The 20407-nt window shown below is 50.9% G+C and carries 16 protein-coding genes and 1 pseudogene; 7 read left to right on the top strand and 10 right to left on the bottom strand.

The genetic code is table 11. From position 1 onward, the window contains the following. Positions 1–36: 36 nt before the first annotated feature. Entirely contained in the window at positions 37–696 is a 660-nt protein-coding gene (locus LIZ87_RS00235) for a hypothetical protein (protein WP_227144702.1), read from the bottom strand. A gap of 430 nt (positions 697–1126) precedes the next feature. Here LIZ87_RS00235 and LIZ87_RS00230 point away from each other — a divergent pair, with 430 nt between their 5' ends. Beyond that, positions 1127–3037, top strand: coding sequence for an ABC-ATPase domain-containing protein (locus LIZ87_RS00230; RefSeq protein WP_227144701.1), 1911 nt, complete (start codon positions 1127–1129; stop codon positions 3035–3037). 120 nt (positions 3038–3157) lie between these two features. Here the strand turns inward: LIZ87_RS00230 and LIZ87_RS00225 are convergent, their stop codons facing one another. Further along, the gene (locus LIZ87_RS00225) at positions 3158–4180 is read right to left on the bottom strand and encodes an aldo/keto reductase (protein WP_178317083.1); all 1023 of its coding nucleotides are present in this window, start codon (positions 4178–4180) and stop codon (positions 3158–3160) included. A gap of 95 nt (positions 4181–4275) precedes the next feature. Then, entirely contained in the window at positions 4276–4521 is a 246-nt protein-coding gene (locus tag LIZ87_RS00220) for a hypothetical protein (protein ID WP_178317084.1), read from the bottom strand. 226 nt (positions 4522–4747) lie between these two features. On the opposite strand from LIZ87_RS00220, the gene LIZ87_RS00215 reads away from it, so the two are divergent. The 5 genes and pseudogenes from LIZ87_RS00215 (at position 4748) to LIZ87_RS00195 (ending at position 8342) form a co-directional block, all read left to right on the top strand. Further along, positions 4748–5182, top strand: coding sequence for an acyl-CoA thioesterase (locus tag LIZ87_RS00215; protein WP_178317085.1), 435 nt, complete (start codon positions 4748–4750; stop codon positions 5180–5182). A 144-nt stretch (positions 5183–5326) separates the two neighbouring features. Further along, positions 5327–6238, top strand: a pseudogene (locus tag LIZ87_RS00210) (ComEC/Rec2 family competence protein); the annotation flags it as partial. Positions 6239–6284: 46 nt separating this feature from the next. Next, positions 6285–6497 carry a DUF3006 domain-containing protein gene (locus LIZ87_RS00205; RefSeq protein ID WP_178317087.1) on the top strand — a complete coding sequence of 71 codons (213 nt, stop codon included), beginning with the start codon at positions 6285–6287 and terminating at the stop codon, positions 6495–6497. Positions 6498–6665: 168 nt separating this feature from the next. Then, positions 6666–7673: an aspartate--ammonia ligase gene (gene asnA, locus LIZ87_RS00200; protein WP_227144699.1), complete on the top strand. Its 1008-nt coding sequence runs from the start codon at positions 6666–6668 to the stop codon at positions 7671–7673. Between the two features lie 9 nt (positions 7674–7682). Beyond that, the gene (locus LIZ87_RS00195; protein ID WP_178317089.1) at positions 7683–8342 is read left to right on the top strand and encodes a trimeric intracellular cation channel family protein; all 660 of its coding nucleotides are present in this window, start codon (positions 7683–7685) and stop codon (positions 8340–8342) included. Between the two features lie 72 nt (positions 8343–8414). On the opposite strand, the gene LIZ87_RS00190 is transcribed toward LIZ87_RS00195, so the two are convergent. From LIZ87_RS00190 to LIZ87_RS00170, 5 genes are all read right to left on the bottom strand, one after another. Then, complete coding sequence (locus LIZ87_RS00190) at positions 8415–10259, bottom strand: alpha-amylase family protein (protein ID WP_227144697.1); 1845 nt, start codon at positions 10257–10259, stop codon at positions 8415–8417. 28 nt (positions 10260–10287) lie between these two features. Then, complete coding sequence (locus LIZ87_RS00185; protein ID WP_227144695.1) at positions 10288–12522, bottom strand: alpha-galactosidase; 2235 nt, start codon at positions 12520–12522, stop codon at positions 10288–10290. Between the two features lie 96 nt (positions 12523–12618). Beyond that, a complete protein-coding gene (locus tag LIZ87_RS00180) occupies positions 12619–13455 on the bottom strand; it encodes a carbohydrate ABC transporter permease (protein ID WP_227144693.1) in 837 nt (278 codons plus the stop codon). Positions 13456–13467: 12 nt separating this feature from the next. Next, positions 13468–14349 (bottom strand): carbohydrate ABC transporter permease, encoded by an 882-nt coding sequence (locus tag LIZ87_RS00175; protein ID WP_227144691.1) that lies wholly within the window; start codon positions 14347–14349, stop codon positions 13468–13470. Positions 14350–14409: 60 nt separating this feature from the next. Next, entirely contained in the window at positions 14410–15711 is a 1302-nt protein-coding gene (locus LIZ87_RS00170; protein WP_178315805.1) for an ABC transporter substrate-binding protein, read from the bottom strand. Positions 15712–15999: 288 nt separating this feature from the next. Here LIZ87_RS00170 and LIZ87_RS00165 point away from each other — a divergent pair, with 288 nt between their 5' ends. Beyond that, the gene (locus tag LIZ87_RS00165; RefSeq protein WP_178315808.1) at positions 16000–16860 is read left to right on the top strand and encodes an AraC family transcriptional regulator; all 861 of its coding nucleotides are present in this window, start codon (positions 16000–16002) and stop codon (positions 16858–16860) included. 2 nt (positions 16861–16862) lie between these two features. Here the strand turns inward: LIZ87_RS00165 and LIZ87_RS00160 are convergent, their stop codons facing one another. Together LIZ87_RS00160 and fucO are read right to left on the bottom strand one after the other, a co-directional pair. Further along, on the bottom strand, positions 16863–18533 hold the full coding sequence (locus tag LIZ87_RS00160; protein WP_227144689.1) for a Na/Pi cotransporter family protein: 1671 nt from the start codon (positions 18531–18533) through the stop codon (positions 16863–16865). A gap of 587 nt (positions 18534–19120) precedes the next feature. Next, complete coding sequence (gene fucO, locus LIZ87_RS00155; protein ID WP_178314447.1) at positions 19121–20269, bottom strand: lactaldehyde reductase; 1149 nt, start codon at positions 20267–20269, stop codon at positions 19121–19123. Between the last annotated feature and the right edge of the window lie 138 nt (positions 20270–20407).

Genomic DNA, 20407 nt, shown 5'->3' with positions numbered 1-20407 from the left:
CAATAAAGGCAATATATTTTTCACTGCTCTCATCCATCAAAGAGAGCGCATAAATTCCACGGAATCCGCCTTGATCCCCCAGGCCTTTCCCTCTACTTCTTTGGGAACCTGGTAAAATTGGCTGTTAATGCGGTAAAGGCTGGCCTTTTTGTTAAAAAATGTGATCTTCTCAAAAGGCCACCGCATCACAGTGGGAGTCTCGAAGCCTTCCCCCAGCTCCAGCACCAGAAGCCTTTTATTGAGCGTTGCAGCCTGCCACTTTTTGTAGCTCTCCCACCTGGGAAGATAGCCCTCCTCAATATAGGTCTCCGCCTGGATGGTGTTGCCTGTCAGCGGAGCACCGCAGTGGGGACAGACATCGTCCTTTACCTCTCCTTCCTCCCAGATATCTTTGGTACAGGCCTTCGAGCACTGACGCCAGTGGACATTTCCGCAGGGAGCCACGATCCGTCCCGCATCAAGACCTGTATCATAGACCGCCCCGTCTGTCAGGGTGGTGACAATGTAATAATCCTTCTCTGAGAGCAGGCCAAACAGCCTTTCATAGGCTTTCTGCAGAGCTTCCTGCCCCGCATCCCCTAAGCGGCAGTTTCTGACATCCCCGCCGCCGCACCGCAGGCCCCATTCTCTGCCGATCCCCACCAGTACCTTTTCAGCCTCTTTCAGCTTCTCTCTCAATGCTTCCTTTTCATTCATTTTGCCATCTCCTGATCCTGCATCATAATTTATGGAACTCATCATAGCACAGGAACTGAGGTTTGTGAATGGTTTCCTGCTTATGTTTCCGAATCCGGATCTTGCACCGCGGCTGGCAGGGGGAGGGCTGGATGCTCCGGTTTCGGACATAAGAAGCGCTAAGACACCTGATTTTTCCTAAAAGCCAGAGCAGCATCAATGCAACTCGCTGCGCTCAGACAATCATTGATGCTGCTCTGAACGGAAAAACCAGCTGCCTAAGTGCTTCTAATATCCTGCAAAGTCGCACCAGCCCTCCCCCTGCCAGCCGCGGTGCAAGATCCGGAAATTCAGGTTTCTTGACGGCAAGTCCATTGTTTTCATTGCATTTTCCTGACCTCTGCATTAAAATAAGATGGATAAAATCAAGCCCGAAAGGTGATATGTGATTATGAAATCTTCAGAAGAATTACGGCGTTTGTTAGAGTCCATTGACCGCAGGAGCTATCCTGCCTACAAGTCGGCCCAGGGCTCTTATAACTGTTCTGATTATGTGCTTTCCATTGACCATGTACAGGGAGATCCCTTTGCCGCTCCCTCAAAGCTTTCTGTCTTTATCCCCCACCAGCGGGCCGGCTATCCCGCCTCTTTTTTTGACACAGAATATAAGAAACGGGCATTGGAGGATTACCTGGTGCGCCAGTTTGATCAGGAGATCGGAAGGTTTAACTTTAAGGCAAAGGGCTCAGGCAAAAGCGGCCTGATCGCCATAAGCCATCCTGGCCCTGAGATCCTCACAAGAACTGCCTGCCAGTGCAGCCAGACCGGCATCACCGCCCGCTTTGAGGTGGGCTTTCCTGCCAATGGGCGTACCATCAACTCCGGGGAATTGGTCAAGATCCTCTTTGATTTCCTGCCGCGGTGCGTGCGTCAGGTATTCTATTACAAAAACAGGCCGGCAAAAGAGGTAAGTGCTGTGATCGACCTGGCAGAGGACCAGCATGTGATCCGTGAGGAATGCAGGCGGCTGGGGCTCGTCTCCTTTGTAGCTGACGGATCCATCCTGCCCAGGGAAAGCGGCGTATCAAGCAAGCCTATGAAGGGCAGCGTGCCCTTTACCTCTCCTGCATCCCTGCGGGTAACCCTCACTCTCCCCCACCGGGGCACAGTCACAGGCATGGGGCTTAAGCGGGGCATTACCCTGATCGTAGGAGGCGGATATCATGGCAAATCTACACTCTTAAAGGCCCTGGAAACAGGCGTCTATGACCACATTGCAGGGGATGGGCGCGAGTATGTGATCACCGATGAGACTGCCTTAAAGCTGCGAGCAGAGGACGGACGCAGCGTGCGCAATGTGGACATTTCCATGTTCATCAACGACCTGCCCAACAAAAAGGACACCCGCTGCTTTTCCACAGAGGATGCCAGCGGAAGTACCTCCCAGGCAGCGGCTGTCATCGAGGGGATGGAGTCCGGTGCCAGAGCCTTTCTCATTGATGAGGATACCTCTGCCACCAACTTCATGGTGCGGGATGACCTGATGCAGAAGATCATCAGCCGCAGCAAGGAGCCCATTACGCCCTTTATTGAGCGGGCAAGAGATTTATATGAAAAGGCCGGCATTTCCACGATCATGGTAGCAGGAAGCTCCGGGGCTTACTTCTATATTGCGGACACGATCATTCAGATGGACTGCTATGTGCCCATTGATATTACAGAAAAGACAAAGGCGTACTGTGCCGGATACGGAGCCGAGCCGATCAGGAAGGCGGAGGGCTTTCAGATCCCTGCACCCGGAAGGCGGCTGAATGCGGCGAGGGGTGCGGCGGCTTTGGGAAATGGCGCTTCACGGGCCCAGGACAGAGGCCGAGGGATGCGGTTTGAGGGCGGACGCGGCGACAGCCAGGATGGACGCTTTGGCGGCGGACGCGGTGACGGACAGAACGGGCGCTTTGGCGGCGGACGCGGTGACGGGCAGAACGGGCGCTTTGGCGGCGGGCGCAGTGACAGCCAGGACGGACATTTTGGCGGCGGACGCGAGGGGTGCCGTGACGACCGCATCAAGGTCAAGGTCTACGGCAAGGACTCCCTTCAGGTCGGAAAGGAGCCAGTGGACCTGCGTTTTGTGGAACAGCTCATAGACTCTGAGCAGACCAATGCCCTTGCCCAGATACTGCGCTACTGTGTGGAGCACCAGCTTTTGGAACGCTATGACCTCTCCACCGTGATTTCCATGGTACAAAAGGAGCTGGAAAAGGGCGGCCTTCCCGCCATCAGCGATTCCTCCTACGCTGCCATGGGACTGTGTATGCCCAGGACCCAGGAAATCTATGCCTGCTTAAACCGCTACCGCGGTTAGATCCTGCCCTGCGATCCTGTCATATACGCTGCCCATGGCTGCGCCATAAATTCCGGATGCGTGTCAAAAAAAGGATGCCGCAATGCAATCCCTGATCCATTGCGCATCCTTTTTCATCCTTTAATATTCCTTTCCTGCAAGGATCTCCTCATAATCCTTTAAATTCTTCTCCAGCAGTGCCGGCGTATCCAGCCCGTAAGGACATTTGGACTTGCACTGGCCGCAGTGGAGGCAGTTTTTGATGTTCATCATCTTTGCCTGCATCTCCGGTGTCAGCTGGGCGGCGGAGGGCGCACGGCGGATCATCAGGGACATTCTTGCACAGTTATTGATTTCGATATCAACAGGACATGGCATACAGTAGCCGCAGCCCCGGCAGAATTCTCCTAACAGCTCCTTCCTGTCATGCTCGATCACTGCCAAAAGCTCCTCTGTCATCTCAGGCGGATCATTCACATAGGAGAGGAACTCCTCCAGCTCTCTTTCCCTCTGAATGCCCCAGATCGGCAGAACATTGTCATACTGGGCCTCAAAGGCATAGGCTGCTCTGGAATTGGTGATCAGGCCTCCTGACAGTGCTTTCATCGCGAGAAAGCCCATGCCTGCCTTCCTGCATTTCTCCTCCAGCGCCAGATCCTTCTCTGTGGCGAGATAGCAGAACGGAAACTGCAGGGTCTCGTAGAGCCCGGATTCAATGGCCTCCTCTGCCACTGCCAGACGGTGATTGGTAATGCCGATATGACGGATCTTTCCCTGGGCCTTTGCTTCCAGCATGGCCTCATACAGTCCTGTCCCGTCTCCCGGCTTCGGACAGAAGGAGGGATTGTGGAACTGGAAAATATCCACATAGTCTGTGCGCAGATTCCTCAGGGATGTTTCCAGATCCTTCCAAAAATCCTCTGCATTATTTGCCGGAGTCTTTGTGGCAACGTAGACCTTATCACGTATACCTTCCAATGCTTCTCCCAGCTTTACCTCACTGTCCGTATAGGAACGGGCGGTATCAAAAAAAGTTATGCCGCCCTCATAAGCCCTGCGTATCAGACAGACTGCAGCTTCCTTTGAAATCCGCTGGATCGGAAGGGCTCCGAAACCGTTTTTGTTGACACAAATACCGGTGCTTCCCAATGTCATATTTGCCATCTTATGTACCTCTTTTTTTCTTTTATTCTAACATAAAAGAAAGCCTGTGTATACCGATTTCACACACAGGCCGGCCGCATTTACGTCTTGTACATTTATGCAGTCAATACCGCTTTCCCTTCTGAGATCAGAAGCTCTTTTAAGTCCTCCATTGTCATTTCCCGTTCCTTTAACAGCTCATTGACAGCCTTAAACTGCTCCAGCTCCATCTGCTCCTTCAGAGCCCTCTCCTTATCCCTCATGGTTTCCAGGCAGTTCTCATACTGTGCAATGGTTGCCTGAACCTCTTTTAGCTCTCCCTGAAGCTTTTCCATCGGTGATTTTCTTACTCCCCGTGCCATATTCTTATACTCCTTTACCTAGTCAACTAAAGCGCTTCCACCCTGCACCTGGTATCTTGTGGCGCAGGGCTTGTTTATCATTAGTATATGTAGGGGATGTGGGATTTATACGATTCATTTTCCGTTTTCTCTCAAGTCCATGCAAACAAACGTTTGCTTTTATCTTGTCAAATCCTTCCCCTTGCGGTATACTGGAGAAACAACACCGCATAGAAGGAGGAATACCATGTCACATGATTATATACACCACGCCCAGTATTATGAGACAGACCAGATGGGCTGCGTCCATCACTCTAATTACATCCGCTGGATGGAGGAGGCAAGAATACATATGCTGGAGCTGATCGGCTGCGGCTATAAGTCCATGGAAGCAGAGGGCGTTATGATCCCTGTTTTGGGAGTTTCCTGCCAGTATAAATCCATGGTACACTTTGATGACCAGGTCCGCATCTGCGTATGGCTGAAGGAATACAACGGTATCCGCATGACCATCGGCTATGAAATGCGGGATGCTGCCACAGGGGAACTGCGCACACTGGGTGAGAGCAGCCACTGCTTTCTCACAAAGGAGGGGCGTCCCCTGTCTTTAAAGCGCTCCCATCCTGCCTGGGACCAGCTGTTTAGCGGCCTGCTAGAGCACAGCCCAAAGCCTCAAGAATGACAAAATAAACGGACATGCCTGCTGACGCAGGCATCACCATGCATGAAAGTCGATACCCGTGAGCTCGCTCATGCAAGCATGGCTCGTTCACGGCTGCCGTCTGGGACTTTCATAGTAAATACTGCAAAGGACTGACATGATACTATGGCAAAAAGAAGAAAATCTAACACAAAAACCAAATACACACCGGCCTCCCTTCTGGTTTTGGGCGCCCTCCTGCTTCTCTCACTGATCACAGGGGAATATAAGGAGTTCCTTCCATCTTTTCCGGCAGACAGCGGCACTGTCACTACATCCCAGCCTCTGACAGAGGGCCAGGAGCTCAGGGTCCATTTTATCGACGTCGGCCAGGGTGACTGTATACTGGCAGAGACAGATGGCCATTATATGCTCATCGATGCCGGAGAGAACGACAAAGGAGAACTGGTAGTCTCTTATTTAAAGGAAGCCGGTATTACCTCTCTGGATTACATTATCGGCACCCACCCCCATTCGGACCACATCGGAGGCCTGGATGACGTGATCGAAGCATTTCCGGCAGAGATCATTATGCTGCCGCCCATCGAGCATACCACAAAGACCTTTGAGGATGTCCTTGATGCTGTGGAAGCAAGGGAGATGAAGCTTACAAAGCCCGTCCTCGGTGATACCTATTCCCTGGGAGAGGCCTCCTTCACCGTTCTGGCTCCTGTAGGCGATTATGGGAATGATTTAAACAACTGGTCCATCGGAATACGCCTTTCCTACGGCGATACCGCTTTTGTCATGTGCGGCGACGCAGAACAAGAAGCCGAGCAGGACATTGTAGACAGCGGCAGGCTTCTTTCAGCAGATGTGCTGAAGGTTGGACATCATGGAAGCAGCACCTCCACCAGCGATCCTTTCCTGGATGCAGTATCCCCTTCCTATGCAGTGATCCAGTGCGGCAAGGGCAATTCTTACGGCCATCCCCACAGAGAAACGATGGAAAAGCTGGAAAAACGGGGCATTGAGGTGCTGCGCAATGACGAACTGGGAACTATTACTGCCAAAAGCGATGGACAATCCATCTCCTGGGAGTATTAATCTGATAGGGCATCAAGATCTTATGGAGGACAAACTTATGAATTATACAATTGACCGCTTTGAGGGCGAATTTGCCCTGTGCGAGGATGAATCCGGCGCCCTTGTTTCCATTCCTGCAAGGGAACTTCCCCCTGAAGCAAAAGAAGGTGATATCCTGTCAGAGGAAAATGGCCGGTATACCTGCAATGCAGAGGAAACCAGAAAGCGAAGGGAAATGATGAAGAAACGCCTGGAAGGACTCTTTGGATAGTCCGCAACCGGAGCACCATCCCCTCCTGCTTCAGGTGCAGTGCAAAATGTAAAAACTCAAATAAATACATACTTGCACCTTTTCCCTAATAATGATACCATAAAGAAGATTGAGCCTGCAGCCACAGGGCTGCATCATGATGAAACAAGAATTGGGAGGAAACCATATATGGAGCTTATCATACCTGAACATTATGATCCCCGGCTGACGATCCGGGAAACACAGGATGCCATCAAATACATACGCGACACCTTCCAGAAGGAGATGGGAAGGGAAATGCAGCTGGAGCGCATCTCCGCCCCTCTGTTTGTGGAAAAAAGCAGCGGCTTAAATGACAACTTAAACGGCACAGAACGGCCTGTTGCTTTTGATATGCTGGGCCTGCCGGGAGAGACGCTGGAGGTAGTTCACTCTCTGGCAAAGTGGAAGCGTATGGCCTTAAAGGAATACGGCTTTCAACCCGGAGAAGGTCTCTACACCAACATGAACGCCATCCGCCGGGACGAGGAGCTGGATAATCTCCACTCCTGCTATGTGGACCAGTGGGACTGGGAGAAGGTCATCACAAAAGAAGAGCGGAACATGGACACCTTAAAGGATACGGTGCGCCGGATCTTCAAGATCATCAAGCACATGCAGCATGAGGTGTGGTACAAATACCCCCAGGCTGTGAAGCATCTGCCCAATGACATTTTCTTCATCACCACCACAGAACTGGAGGAAATGTATCCCGACAAGACACCGAAGGAGCGGGAAAACCTGATCACCAAAGAACACGGCTGCGTATTCCTCATGCAGATCGGCGACAAGCTGGCAAACGGCAAGCCCCATGACGGCCGTGCCCCGGACTATGATGATTGGAAGCTGAACGGGGATATCCTGTTCTGGTTCGACACCTTAAACTGCGCCCTGGAGATCTCCAGCATGGGCATCCGCGTGGACGAAGAGGCCTTAGAGGAGCAGTTAAAGAAAGCCGGCTGTGAGGAGAGAAGGAATCTACCCTATCATCAGATGCTGTTAAAGGGAGAGCTTCCCTACACCATCGGAGGAGGCATCGGCCAGTCCCGCCTCTGCATGCTGCTCTTAGACCGCGCACATATCGGAGAAGTACAGGCCAGCATCTGGCCCAAAGAAATGAGGGAGACCTGCAGACAGCACAAGATCTATCTGCTGTAATGAAATGTCATGAACATCCATATTTCGATCTTTTTTATCATTGAAATCATCGGTACCATCGCCTTTGCATCCTCAGGGGCCATGGTTGCCATCAAGCAGCACCTGGACCTGCTGGGCGTTGTGGTTCTGGGCGTCACCACTGCTGTGGGCGGCGGTATGCTCCGGGACATCATCCTGGGCAATGTACCTCCCAGCCTTTTTCTGAATCCGGTATATGTGATCACGGCCTTTATAACAGTCATGATCCTCTTCTGCATTGTGAGACTGAACCAGAAGGTGCTGGAAAGCCATTACATTGCCATCTACGAGAAAATGATGAACATTGTGGACGCCATCGGACTGGCCGCCTTTACGGTTACAGGCATTGACACCGCCATTATGGCAGGCTATCAGGATTACCGTTTTCTGTCCATTTTCCTGGGAGTGCTCACCGGCGTGGGCGGCGGTGTCCTCCGCGACATCATGGCCGGCCAGACTCCCTACATCCTGCGAAAGCACGTCTACGCCTGTGCCTCCATCGCCGGAGCCTTAAGCTACGTCTTCCTGTCCGACTGGCTCTCCGGAGACTTATCTATGATCATCAGCGCATTTCTCATTGTGCTCATACGGCTGCTGGCAACGAAGTACTGCTGGAACCTGCCTACGGCTACGAGGAAGGAGCCGAAATAAGACACATAATAAAGCAGAAAAGCCTGCGTCTCCCTATCCCGAAGACGCAGGCTTTCCTGTTGTTTTTCTCATCTATCTATCAAGTTTTTTCAACCAATAAAATCCATTCCCCTCAATATCCATATCCTGCGGCTTCACTTCTGTGCCGTCTACAAGGCTGGCGTATCTCTCATCTTCGTTCCCCAACTGTACACGGCAGGTGTTGCTGCTGAAATTGAAGAGGCCGATCACCTTTCCGGCGCTGCTCTCTCTTGACAGGCCCAGAACGGAATCATTGCCTGTATCCAGGGCTTTAAAGGAGGCGGAAGCATCGAAGATCTCCTCTGCGGCCCGTATCTCCTCCAGCCTTCCTAAGGCGTGGAACAGGCGGCTCTGGACAGTGTCCGGCTTTTCGATGCTGTCTGTCAGCTCCCACTTGAAATCTCCGCGGTGGAGGTAACGGGAATCCTCTGCCTTTAAGGGGTTCTCCTTATAGGTATAGTCATTGACCTGGCCGATCTCATCGCCGCTGTAAAGCATGGGGATCCCTGAGAGGAAGAGCATGAAGGAATGGAGCATCACATCCAGCTTGATGGCCATTTCCATGGCCTCCTCATTCTGCTCAAAGCCGGCCTTTTCGATGCCGCACAGGGATGCGGTGGTGCCGCAGAGCCTTGCATCTCCTGTCACCAGATCCTCATTGTAGAGCTCTCCCCGGCCAAAGCTGTCAGCCAGCTTTCCGGTGAAGAAATCATTTAAGAACTTCTTGTGGGGCACCTGCATCATTCCCCAGGTTTCCAGCAAGGGATAATCCAGGCCCCAGCCAATATCGTCATGGCAGCGCAGGTAATTTAAGAAGGTGTAGTCCGATGGCAGGCTGCTGATGATCTCCATCTGCCTCTTTAACAGCCTTACATCCCTTGTTGCCACCGTATTCCAGGTGGTTGCCATGGTGGTCACATTGTAGAGCATGTGGCATTCCGGCTTTTCTACCGTGCCAAAGTAGGGCGCTACCTTCTCCGGCTCCATTACCACCTCACCCAGGAGGACGATCCCCGGACACACGATCTCACCGATCATGCGCATCATGCGCACAATGGTGTGGACCTTTGGCAGGTTGCGGCAGTCTGTGCCCAGCTCCTTCCAGATATAGGGAACCGCATCAATGCGGATCACATCAATACCCTTGTTTGCCAGATAGAGGAAGTTAAACATCATCTCGTTAAAAACAACAGGATTGCGGTAATTCAGATCCCACTGGTAGGGATAAAAGGTCGTCATCACATACTGGCTGCACTCAGGAAGCCAGGTAAAGTTTCCGGGAGCTGTGGTGGGGAACACCTGGGGTACTGTCCTCTCGTACTGCTGCGGCACCGTGTAGTCATCGTAGAAGAAATACCTGTCCCGGTACTCTTTTTCCCCGGCTCTGGCACGCTTTGCCCACTCGTGATCCTCGGAAGTATGGTTCATGACAAAATCCAGGCACAGGCTGATCCCCTGTCTGTGGCAGGCCATGGAAAGCTGCTCCAGATCCTCCATGGTTCCCAGCTTTTCCTGCACCTTGCGGAAATCGGCCACAGCGTAGCCTCCGTCAGAGCGTCCCTCCACGGTATCCAAAAGAGGCATAAGATGCACATAATTGACATTGCATTTCTTTATGTAAGGAAGCTTTTTCTTCACTCCCTTTAAATTGCCTGCAAACTGCTCCGTATAGAGCATCATGCCCAGCATGCCGTTTCTGCGGTACCAGTGCTTGTCCTGCTCTCTCTCCTCGTCCAGTTTCTTTAAGCCGGCCCGGCGTTCCTGATAAAACTGGTACAAGCCGCTCTTTAAGGCCTCAAACTGTTCCTCGCTGTTGTAGAGCTCCATGTAAAGCCATTTCAGCTCATCCAGATGACGCTCAAGCCTCTCATTATAAATCCGGTCACTTTTCTTCACGGTTCTTTCTCCACCTTTCCCACTACATCTACTCCTCTTTTTTCAAATGCAGCTGCCATGGACGATATTCTCCGCCAAGCTGCGGCAGCGGAACTCCGGCTGACATCAGGCCTGCACCATTGTAGCGCCGCCCTGTAGACTCATCCACATAAAATGCCTCCGGCTCCAGACCCTTAAGCCTGATATACGTAGTCAGCGGATTTCCATGGGCCTCCAGAGTCACGGCCTGCAGGAGAGCCTCGCTGCCGTCCTCTGCCACAAACATCCATGCCGCAGCCTCACTGTCTCCAAAGGGGCTTGTCAGACGATAGTAATCCCCATTGTGGATCACATTCCACAGACGGCGGAACTCTCTGATCTGCTCCCTGACACAGACCTTCTCTTCCTCTGTGATCTTATTCAAATCCAGCTCGTAGCCAAAGTTTCCGGCCATTGCCACCAGGCCTCTGGTCTCAATGGGAGTAATACGGCCATTCTGGTGATTTGGCACTGCGGAGACATGGGAGCCCACAGCAGAAACCGGGAATCCAAAGGACGTTCCGTACTGGATGCGGATTCTGTCAATGGCATCTGTATTATCGCTGCACCATATCTGAGGCGTGTAGTACAGCATTCCGGCGTCAAAACGGCCGCCGCCGCCGCTGCAGCCCTCGATCAGCAGATCGGGATGCTCCTGATGGAGGCGCTCCAGGAATTCATAGAGTCCCAGGATATACCGGTACATCACAGCTCCCTGGTCCTCCCTGCCTGCTGTGGCGCAGTACACGTCCGCGATGCTCCTGTTCATATCCCACTTCACATATTCCACAGAAGCCTCTTTCAGCACCTTGCTGATCTGCCTGTAAATATGATCCACTACCTCCCTGCGGGAGAAATCAAGCACCAGCTGGCTTCTTCCGCGCACAGGCTTCCTGCCCGGAACCACAAAGGCCCACTCCGGATGCTCACGGTAAAGATCACTGTCCTCGGACACCATCTCCGGCTCCACCCAGATGCCAAACTTCAGGCCCAGGCCGCGGATGCGCTCTGTCAGATCAGAAAGGCTTCCTCCCAGCTTTTTCTCATTTACAAACCAGTCCCCCAGGCCGGAGTAATCGGAGTTTCTCACTCCAAACCACCCATCATCCAGCACCAGCATTTCCACGCCCAGCTCAGAAGCCTGCTTTGCGATATTGTATATCTGTTCACCTGTAAAATCAAAATAAGTAGCCTCCCAGTTGTTGATGAGCACTGGTCTGGGAGCTGTCTTGTATCTGCCTCTGCACAGGTGGTATCGGAAGGTTTTATGGTAATTTCTGGAAAGTTTTCCTAATCCCTCTTTGCTGTAGCTTAAGGCCACCTCAGGGCCATAAAAGCTGTCCCCAGGCTTTAAGGGATAATCAAAGAGCTCATCCTGAAGGCCCATGCTTATACGCACCTGGTTGTACTGGTCTTTCTCCACCTCAGCTTTAAAGGCGCCGCTGTAGACAAAGGAGAGGCCATAACAGCCGCCCTGGTCCTCTGTAGCTGACTGCTCTGCCAGGATCACAAAAGGGCTGTACTGGTGGCTGGAGGTTCCCCGGCGGCTCCCGATCATCTGCGCTCCGTGAGCAACCGGGGTGCGCTGGAAATTCCGCTCCATGGCATGGCGGCCATAAAACTGGATGAGATCATAGTCACCATAAAGGAAATCCAAACAGGCGCTCTGGACCTTTAACAGGTTCACGGTCTCCGTGCCTTCATTTTCCACCTTCACCGCACGGGTGATAATATCCAGTCCGGGCAGCACGCCGTAAAGCAGTGTTGCCTTAAGGCCGTTCACCTCATCCCGCAGAACGATCTCCAGCGTCTGGATACCGTCAGATGCCGGAGTCCTAAGGCCGCCTTCTGCCGTCTCTCCTTCCTCTGTGTCATATACGGCAGGAAGGCCGGGCAGACTGTATTTTCCCTCTGTTATCCTGCAGCTGTCATATAAAAGCTTTGTGCTGTAGGAACCATTTCCATTTCTTACAACAAATGCCGGGCTGCGGTAATCTCCTGTCCCCTGGCATGGAAACTCCTGGGGCAGAGCATCCAGAGAATATTTTCTGTCGTCCCGCACCTCGTATGGATTGCCGGAAAACCCTCTGTCCGCATAGGTCAGAAGGTATTCCATAGAGCCCTTTACACGGCTCCCATAGTATAGATGTAATAAATATCCGTAGCTGTCTACCTTCATCTGGTATGTGGAGTTTGCCGTATGAAGGGTAAACAGCCGTTCCTTTTCCTGATATTCAATTGCCATTAGGAAAGTCTCCTTAATAATGTTACTTTTGTGTCCTGCCTCATCCATCTCTTGCCACTGGCCGGCAAAGGATGTTTGAGACAGGACATGACTGCCTTATTTTCCTCCTGTCATTGCAATACCTTCGATGAACTGCTTCTGGAACGCCAGATACAGGATCACCATGGGGATCATAGCCAGCATAGAGCCAGCCATAAGCACCGGATAATTAGTGGTGAACTGTCCTCTCAACGTGGAAAGTCCTGCGGACAGTGTCATCTTATTCAGATCGGTGTTGGCGATCAGAGGCCACATCAGATCTGCGTATGCAAATACTGCGGTAAAGATCGTAAGCGCTGCCATGGAAGCCTTCGTAAGAGGCATCATGACCTTTGTAAAGGTCTGCCACTTGTTGCAGCCGTCCAGATAAGCAGCCTCTCCCACCTCGTCCGGTATGCCCATATAGGACTGGCGCAGGAAGAAGGTTCCGAAAGCGCTCACGATACCCGGGAACACCAGCGCGAACATGGTGTTGGTCAGACCCATCTTTGCCAGCATCTGATACTGTGGAATGATGAAGATCTGGGACGGGAGCATCATCTGGATCAGCACGATGGAAAACAGCACGTTCTTCCCCTTAAAGTCCAGCTTCGCAAATGCAAATCCGGCTGCGGAGGAAAAGGCCACTGCGCAGATCACGCGGAACACGATGAGCAGTGTTGTATTGATATAAAGCTTTACAAAGGGCAGGCTTGTAAGAGCCCTGCTATAGTTGTCTGTCAGCCACTGCTTTGGCAGGATGGTGGGAGGGATCTGTACACTCTCACCGGCAGACTTGAAGCTTGTAAGCAGCATCCACAAAAATGGGAAGATCATCAGGACGGAGCCTGCGATCAGTGCTGCATAGACCAGCATTTTATTTCTTCTGTAGTTTCTCTCCAATGATGAATCCATGAGTTCCCCTCCTTATACCTCGTAATTAACCCATTTCTTCTGTCCCCAGAACTGGAAAATGGTGACAACACCGATGAGTGCCACGGTCCAGATAACGATCGCGGATGCATAGCCGCGGTTACCGGCTACGAAGGACTCACGGTAGAACAGGTACATCAGTGACTGTGCGCTTGTGATGGCCGGGTTCGATGTGTCAACCATCATGTAGATCAGGTCATAAACCTTGATGGAGGACATCAGGCGCATGATCAGTACGACAAATAAGGTGGGAGATACCATGGGCAGTGTGATCTGGAAGAACTGCTGCACCTTGGTGGCGCCGTCTAAGCTGGCTGCCTCATAGTAGCTCTTGGAAATATTCTGGATACCGGACAGGAGAAGCACTGCGTCATAGCCAACCGCACTCCATATTGCCACAACCGCGCAGGCGGGCAGTACCAGAGCCGGATTGGTGAGCCAGTTGATCTTTGTTCCGATGATCTGATTTATAATACCATATTCTGCGTTAAAAATCCACTTCCATACCATAGCAATCGCAGCCGGTGCCACAACCATGGGCAGGAAATAGATGGCGCGGAAGGCAGTCTTGCCTGCCACCTTGGCATTTAACAGGACTGCGGTGAGCAGTGACAGGAAAATGCCTAAGGGCACAGTCAGGATGCAGAAGTAGATCGAGTTCCAGGTTGCCTTCCAGAATTCCTTGTTGCTGAACATCTGAACGTAATTATCAACACCTGTGATCTCGTAAAAGCCAAAGGGGTGCGTGGTTGAAAAGCTCAGCACCAGTGTCTGAAGAAACGGATATACATTTAATACAAGCAGTCCGATGATGGTAGGCGCTACTAAGAGATAACCCCATTTTGCATCATCTGTCAGCCATTTTTTCTTTCCCATATTACCCTCCAATCGATGAATCAGTTATTTCGTCCTGATGGCTTCATGGCACCTATGCCATTACGGAGCCTTTGCCTCGTCCACCTGCTTCTGCATGCTCTCAAGTCCCTCATCCAGGGTCAGCTCACCGCTGTAGATCTTGAGCAGGATGTCATTTACCTGGGTCTTCCAGTTTGGTCTGGAGGCATTGTTTACGCTCTGTACGCCATAGGGGAACATCTCTACGCAGTGCTCCACACTGAGCTTGTGCTCAAACTTGTCAAATGCGGAGATCCAGGTGTCCTCCAAGCCATCATATGCAGGAATCGCAGCACCGGATAAGCCCTGTACACGCTGGCCCTCCTCGGATCCGCAGAATTTTAAGAAGTCAAGGGCATATTCCAGGTTCCTGCCCCTTGCACCGGTAGCGTAGGAAAGACCGTTGGAGATCGTCGCCCTGCCGTCTCCACTCATTGGATCCGGGCATTTTGGAAGAACTGCCACATCCCACTGACCTTCAATATCCTTGTTGTTCTCCATCATAGACATCAGGTTCCAGTTGCCCTCCAGGTACATAGCTCCCTGTCCCGACATAAAGGCGGTGCCGGGATTGGTCTCCGCAAAGTAGTTCTGATCCGGGCACCATGGCTCTTTCTGGAGGTTGATGTAGAACTCCATGCCCTTTCTTGTAGCTGGTTCCGTAAAGCCTGCTTTTGTCTTGTCTTCATTTAAGATATAGCCGCCTGCCTGGTATACAAAGTTCCAGTAGCCCAGCTGCTCGTCTGCATATGCCATGTAGCCATACTTCCCGGTCTTCTCATAGATGACCGCCGAAGCCTCACAGAGATCATCCCAGGTCCAGGTCTCGTCAGGATAAGCGACCCCGGCCTGATCGAACATCACCCTGTTGTAGGCCAGGCACACGGTATCCTTATCCTTCGGAACTCCATACATATTTCCATCGCTGCCTCTTGCATTGTTCATGGAAATGTCAGAGTAATGTTTTTTGTAATAATCAGGATCCTCGTCATCGTAAAGGTGCGTCACATCTGCAAGCATACCATAATCTGCATATTTCAAGATCTGGTTGGTGTGCATCCAGAAAATATCCGGAAGCTGGTTGGATTCTGCCGCTGCATCCAGCTTTGTCCAATATTCATCCCAGCTTGTCACCTGGACATCGATCACCACATTCGGATTCTTTTCCATATATGCATTCACAATGTCCTGCATACCATTCCTCTGGGCAGTATCCCAGATCTGAAAGGTCAGCTTCACCTTACCGTCCGCTGTCCTGCCTGAGCTCTGGCAGCCGCTTAAGGACATAGCCGCAGTCAGTGCAGCAACGCCCATGACAACGCCTGTTTTCGCCATCTTGTGCATAATTTACCCCCTGTCATTTTTTCTTTTTTCAAACGGAACCGTCGTTCCATCTGATGCAATTCCGCGGTTTGCTTTGTGATCCTATATTATCATTTGGTAAATTCTGCGTAAATGTTCTGATATTGGGAAAAATATGCCAAAATGCTATATTTTTATGAAAGAGTTGATATAAGGATGCATTTGGGTATATAATAAGAGTTAAGAGAAGAATTTGCTGTGAATTTTTACCAATTTCATTTGATTTGCTTTGTCTAATTCGATAGAACTGACGAAAGGAGCCTGTACAAAATGGATAATTATTTGTTTTCAGTTTTTCCCAATGAGCGTTTTGTCGACCTGGGATTATATCAATATGGGTGGGAGCAGTGCACTCCGCTCCACTCCTTTGGCCCCTTTGTCAGGAACCATTTTCTGTTCCACTATGTGATCTCCGGCGCAGGGACCCTGGAGTCCACAGACTTCAGCGGACAGACCAGGATCTACCATATTAAAAGCGGAGAAGGCTTTATGATCTTCCCCAAACAGGTCACCACCTATTATGCGGACAAGGATCATCCCTGGGAATATACCTGGCTGGAGTTTGACGGCCTCAGGGTAAAGGAGGCCCTGGATATATCCGGCCTGACCATCGACAATCCCATATACCACTCCAATGCCAGGGATCTGTCGCTGGAGTTAAAAAATGAGATGCTCTATATCGCCCATCATTCCGACATGCCTCCTTTTCACCTGATCGGCCATCTATACCTGTTCCTGGACTACCTGACACGTTCCTCTTCCTCCCGCAAGCTGTCACAGGCCGGAAGGCTCCAGGACTTCTATGTCCGGGAAGCCACCTCCTTTATTGAGCAGAACTTCCAGAACGATATTTCCGTGGAGGACATCGCCGCCTTCTGCAGCTTAAACCGCAGCTACTTCGGAAAGATCTTCCGCGACGCCGTGGGCCAGAGTCCCCAGGAATTTCTGATACATTACAGGATGACGAAGGCTGCTGAGCTCTTAAAGCTCACGGAGCTGTCCATCAAGGATATCAGCAATGCCGTGGGCTATCCCAGCCAGCTTCATTTTTCGCGCGCCTTTAAAAAGACCTACGGGATAGCACCCAGGGAGTGGAGGATACAGAACAAGGTTCCGGCCAAAAAACGCTGACACTAAGCCGTTGCCGCTGCTCCTATCTGACTCCTCTCACCGGACCACTCAATGGCATCATATGCCTCTGCAATGTTTAACATGTGGTCTCCGATCCTCTCATAGTCTGTCAGCATTTCTGAATAGAGGATGGAGCATTCCACATTGCAGTTGCCTGCCCGCATGCGGTCAATCTGGTTCTGGCGGAAGGCTTTTGTGATATCATCGATCTTCTGCTCAATATCCGCTACCTGGGACAGCTTAAAATCAGAGCTTCCCGCTGCGGCCGCTTTCAGCAGCCTCATGCCCTCTGCGCAGGATTCCTCCATTGTCCGGAATTCCTTGCCTGCGTATTCGGAGAACTTAAGGTTTTTCTCCTTTATGGTTTCCGCATACTCTGCCAGGTTCATGGCATGGTCACCGATTCGCTCAATATTGCCCAGAATCGTATACATTTGATTTAATGCCTCAATATCCTTCGGAGTCTGGTCTAATACCAGGATCTTCGAGATCTTCTGGGAAAGCCGGACATTTGTCAGATCAATATCCTCCTCCCTCTCTGCGATTTCCTCAATCCCGCCGTCTCCCAATCCGTTTTCCAATACGTGAAAGCTCTCTGTCACATTGATCCTTGCAGTCTCCAGCATGGCCTCGATCTCCTCATGGATTTGATTGATGGCAATGGTGGATACGCCCAAATGATGCTTGGATGCCATAAGGCCCTCGAACCAGCTGTCCGCATCCTTCACAGGAGCCTGGCTGTCAGGCAGAATGCGGATGGCCAGCTTCTCAAGAAGGGAGCCAAAGGGCAGAAGCAGGATCGTGGTGGTAAGGTTAAAAATGGTGTGGACATTAGCGATCTGGGACACCGGATCATTCGGAGCCAGGCTTACCATCCAGTCTGTAAACGGCAGGAACAGACACAGGGTCACAAAAATCGCTGTTCCGATCATATTAAACATCAGGTGTATCAATGTGGTGCGCTTTGCATTCCTGCTTGTTCCCACAGAGGCCAGGACGGCAGTGATACATGTACCGATGTTCTGGCCGAACAGGACAAACACGGCGCTGTGGAGATTGATAACGCCTCCCATGGCCAGCGCCTGGAGGATACCCACAGAAGCAGAAGAGGACTGGATGACCGCTGTGAACACTGCGCCCACCAGGATGCCCAGGATCGGATTGGAGAACTTTGTCACCATATCAACGAAGGTCTGTGATTCCCTGAGGGGTACCATGGCATCACTCATCATGCCCATACCGATAAAAAGCACGCCGATACCGGCGATAATCCCTCCCACATGCTGTGCCTTTTTGTTTTTCACAAAGACAATGAGCACAACGCCTGCAAATGCGATCAAGGGTGCAAGGGCACCGATGTCAAGGGCGATCAGCTGGCCTGTGATGGTGGTACCCACATTGGCTCCCATGATGATCCACACAGCCTGCCTGAGGCTCATAAGGCCTGAGTTAACAAAGCCCACAGTCATGACAGTGGTAGCGGAGGATGACTGGATCAGGGCAGTGATCCCTGCTCCCACCAGCACGCCTAAAAAACGGTTTGCCGTAAGGCGTTCCAGTATCTGCTTCATCCGGTTTCCCGCCACTGCTTCCAGATTGGTACTCATCATCTGCATACCATAGAGAAACAGGGCAAGACCGCCCAGCAGACCTAATATTAATTCCATTCCCATATTTTCTCCTTTTTGTTCAGGAACAGGCGTATGCTTTATTATCCATATATAGATAACAAAGACTGAGGACCTTTTACCTGGCTGAAGGCAAAAATATAGCATAGCCCGCCATCTACCCAGAGATCGCAGGTTATGCTATCTTTGTTTTCCCATCGTATAAACGGTCACAGCAAATCTGTTCCACGGCCATCCACGCCTCTTTTCCTGATATTTACATATGTTCTGCAATTGTTTTACACATACTCATTATACGGGATATTTCAATTATCGTCAATATCGATTTCTGGTCTCAATGTAAAGTCTATGTAAATTATATGTAAAATATGAACTTTCTATACCGTTTTCTCCGATATTACATCTTTATTATCTAAATTTTGATAATGTTTTTCTGTGCAGCAAAGAAGGCTGGCCTTCCCGGGCATAAAAGCCTGATGCCGGAAGGTCAGCCTTCTTTCAAAAAACATTCATGATCCGCTCATTTTCTGCGGAAAATGGCTGCTTATTCATATTTTTGGCAGGTCCCAAGATCAAAGCTCCTCCTGCAGGCAAGCCTGCATCGGATTTTGGACCTTTTGACCCTGGTATCATTACATTAAGGAAAGGTACAGGTTCTTGATATCCTCAAAGGTCGGATCCTTCGGGTTACCCGGACGGCAGGCGTCATCCATAGCTGACTGTGTCAGGAAGTCAACATCCTCTTCCTTTGCGATCGCCTTAAGGTCAGCCGGAATGCCTACATCTGCGGACAGCTTCTTCACAGCGTCAACAGCTGCCTTGCGGTACTCCTCCTGGCTCATAGCCTCTACGCCCTCTACGCCCATGGCAATGGCAATGTATTTATACTTGTCCCCTGTAGCCGGAGCATTGTACTCCATAACAGTTGGGAGAAGGATCGCATTGGCTACTCCGTGAGGTGTGTCATAAACCGCACCTAATGCGTGGGCCATGGAATGAACGATGCCCAGTCCTACATTGGAGAAGCCCATTCCTGCCACGTACTGGCCTAATGCCATGCCCTCACGGCCTTCCTTTGTGTTCTCACATGCGCCTCTTAAGCTCTTGGAAATGATCTCAATGGCTTTTAAGTGGAACATGTCTGTCATCTCCCATGCACCCTTCGTGATATATCCCTCAATTGCATGGGTCAGAGCATCCATACCGGTAGATGCGGTCAGTCCCTTCGGCATGGAGGACATCATATCCGGGTCGATCACAGCGATAACCGGAATGTCATGGGTGTCCACACATACGAATTTGCGCTTCTTTTCCACATCGGTGATAACGTAGTTGATGGTTACCTCTGCTGCTGTGCCTGCTGTGGTCGGAACAGCGATGATCGGAACACAGGGCTTCTTTGTGGGAGCTACGCCCTCTAAGCTGCGAACATCCTCAAACTCAGGATTAGCAATGATAATGCCTACTGCCTTTGCGGTATCCATGGAGGAGCCGCCGCCGATGGCTACAATATAATCTGCGCTGGATGCCTTAAATGCAGCCACACCTGTCTGTACATTTTCAATGGTGGGGTTGGGCTTGATATTGGAATAGATCTCATAGGCAAGTCCTGCCTCATCCAAAACATCTGTTACCTTCTTTGTTACATTGAACTTGATAAGGTCTGGATCAGAACATACAAAGGCTTTCTTAAAGCCTCTTGCCTTTGCCTCTGCTGCGATTTCCTTGATCGCTCCTGCTCCATGGTAGGAGGTCTCGTTGAGTACAATTCTGTTTGCCATGACTTTCTTCTCCTTTTCTTTGTGTTTAAAATGCCGGATGACTCCGTATTGTGCATTATTGTTAATATTGTAACACATTTAACAAAAGAAAGAAAGCAGCAAACCTTTGCATTTGCCGCTTTCTTGCATTTTTTGTAA

The organism is Lacrimispora sp. 210928-DFI.3.58, from assembly GCF_020554865.1.
Taxonomy (GTDB): Bacteria; Bacillota; Clostridia; order Lachnospirales; family Lachnospiraceae; genus Enterocloster.
This window is presented reverse-complemented; position numbering and strand designations above follow the sequence as displayed.

What these genes read in the sequence shown, in the direction of transcription:
- LIZ87_RS00235 (WP_227144702.1), bottom strand. Translation starts at nt 696, where the DNA reads ATGAATGAAAAGGAAGCATTGAGAGAGAAGCTGAAAGAGGCTGAAAAG.
- LIZ87_RS00230 (WP_227144701.1), top strand. Translation starts at nt 1,127, where the DNA reads ATGAAATCTTCAGAAGAATTACGGCGTTTGTTAGAGTCCATTGACCGC.
- LIZ87_RS00225 (WP_178317083.1), bottom strand. Translation starts at nt 4,180, where the DNA reads ATGGCAAATATGACATTGGGAAGCACCGGTATTTGTGTCAACAAAAAC.
- LIZ87_RS00220 (WP_178317084.1), bottom strand. Translation starts at nt 4,521, where the DNA reads ATGGCACGGGGAGTAAGAAAATCACCGATGGAAAAGCTTCAGGGAGAG.
- LIZ87_RS00215 (WP_178317085.1), top strand. Translation starts at nt 4,748, where the DNA reads ATGTCACATGATTATATACACCACGCCCAGTATTATGAGACAGACCAG.
- LIZ87_RS00205 (WP_178317087.1), top strand. Translation starts at nt 6,285, where the DNA reads ATGAATTATACAATTGACCGCTTTGAGGGCGAATTTGCCCTGTGCGAG.
- asnA (WP_227144699.1), top strand. Translation starts at nt 6,666, where the DNA reads ATGGAGCTTATCATACCTGAACATTATGATCCCCGGCTGACGATCCGG.
- LIZ87_RS00195 (WP_178317089.1), top strand. Translation starts at nt 7,683, where the DNA reads ATGAACATCCATATTTCGATCTTTTTTATCATTGAAATCATCGGTACC.
- LIZ87_RS00185 (WP_227144695.1), bottom strand. Translation starts at nt 12,522, where the DNA reads ATGGCAATTGAATATCAGGAAAAGGAACGGCTGTTTACCCTTCATACG.
- LIZ87_RS00180 (WP_227144693.1), bottom strand. Translation starts at nt 13,455, where the DNA reads ATGGATTCATCATTGGAGAGAAACTACAGAAGAAATAAAATGCTGGTC.
- LIZ87_RS00175 (WP_227144691.1), bottom strand. Translation starts at nt 14,349, where the DNA reads ATGGGAAAGAAAAAATGGCTGACAGATGATGCAAAATGGGGTTATCTC.
- LIZ87_RS00170 (WP_178315805.1), bottom strand. Translation starts at nt 15,711, where the DNA reads ATGCACAAGATGGCGAAAACAGGCGTTGTCATGGGCGTTGCTGCACTG.
- LIZ87_RS00165 (WP_178315808.1), top strand. Translation starts at nt 16,000, where the DNA reads ATGGATAATTATTTGTTTTCAGTTTTTCCCAATGAGCGTTTTGTCGAC.
- LIZ87_RS00160 (WP_227144689.1), bottom strand. Translation starts at nt 18,533, where the DNA reads ATGGGAATGGAATTAATATTAGGTCTGCTGGGCGGTCTTGCCCTGTTT.
- fucO (WP_178314447.1), bottom strand. Translation starts at nt 20,269, where the DNA reads ATGGCAAACAGAATTGTACTCAACGAGACCTCCTACCATGGAGCAGGA.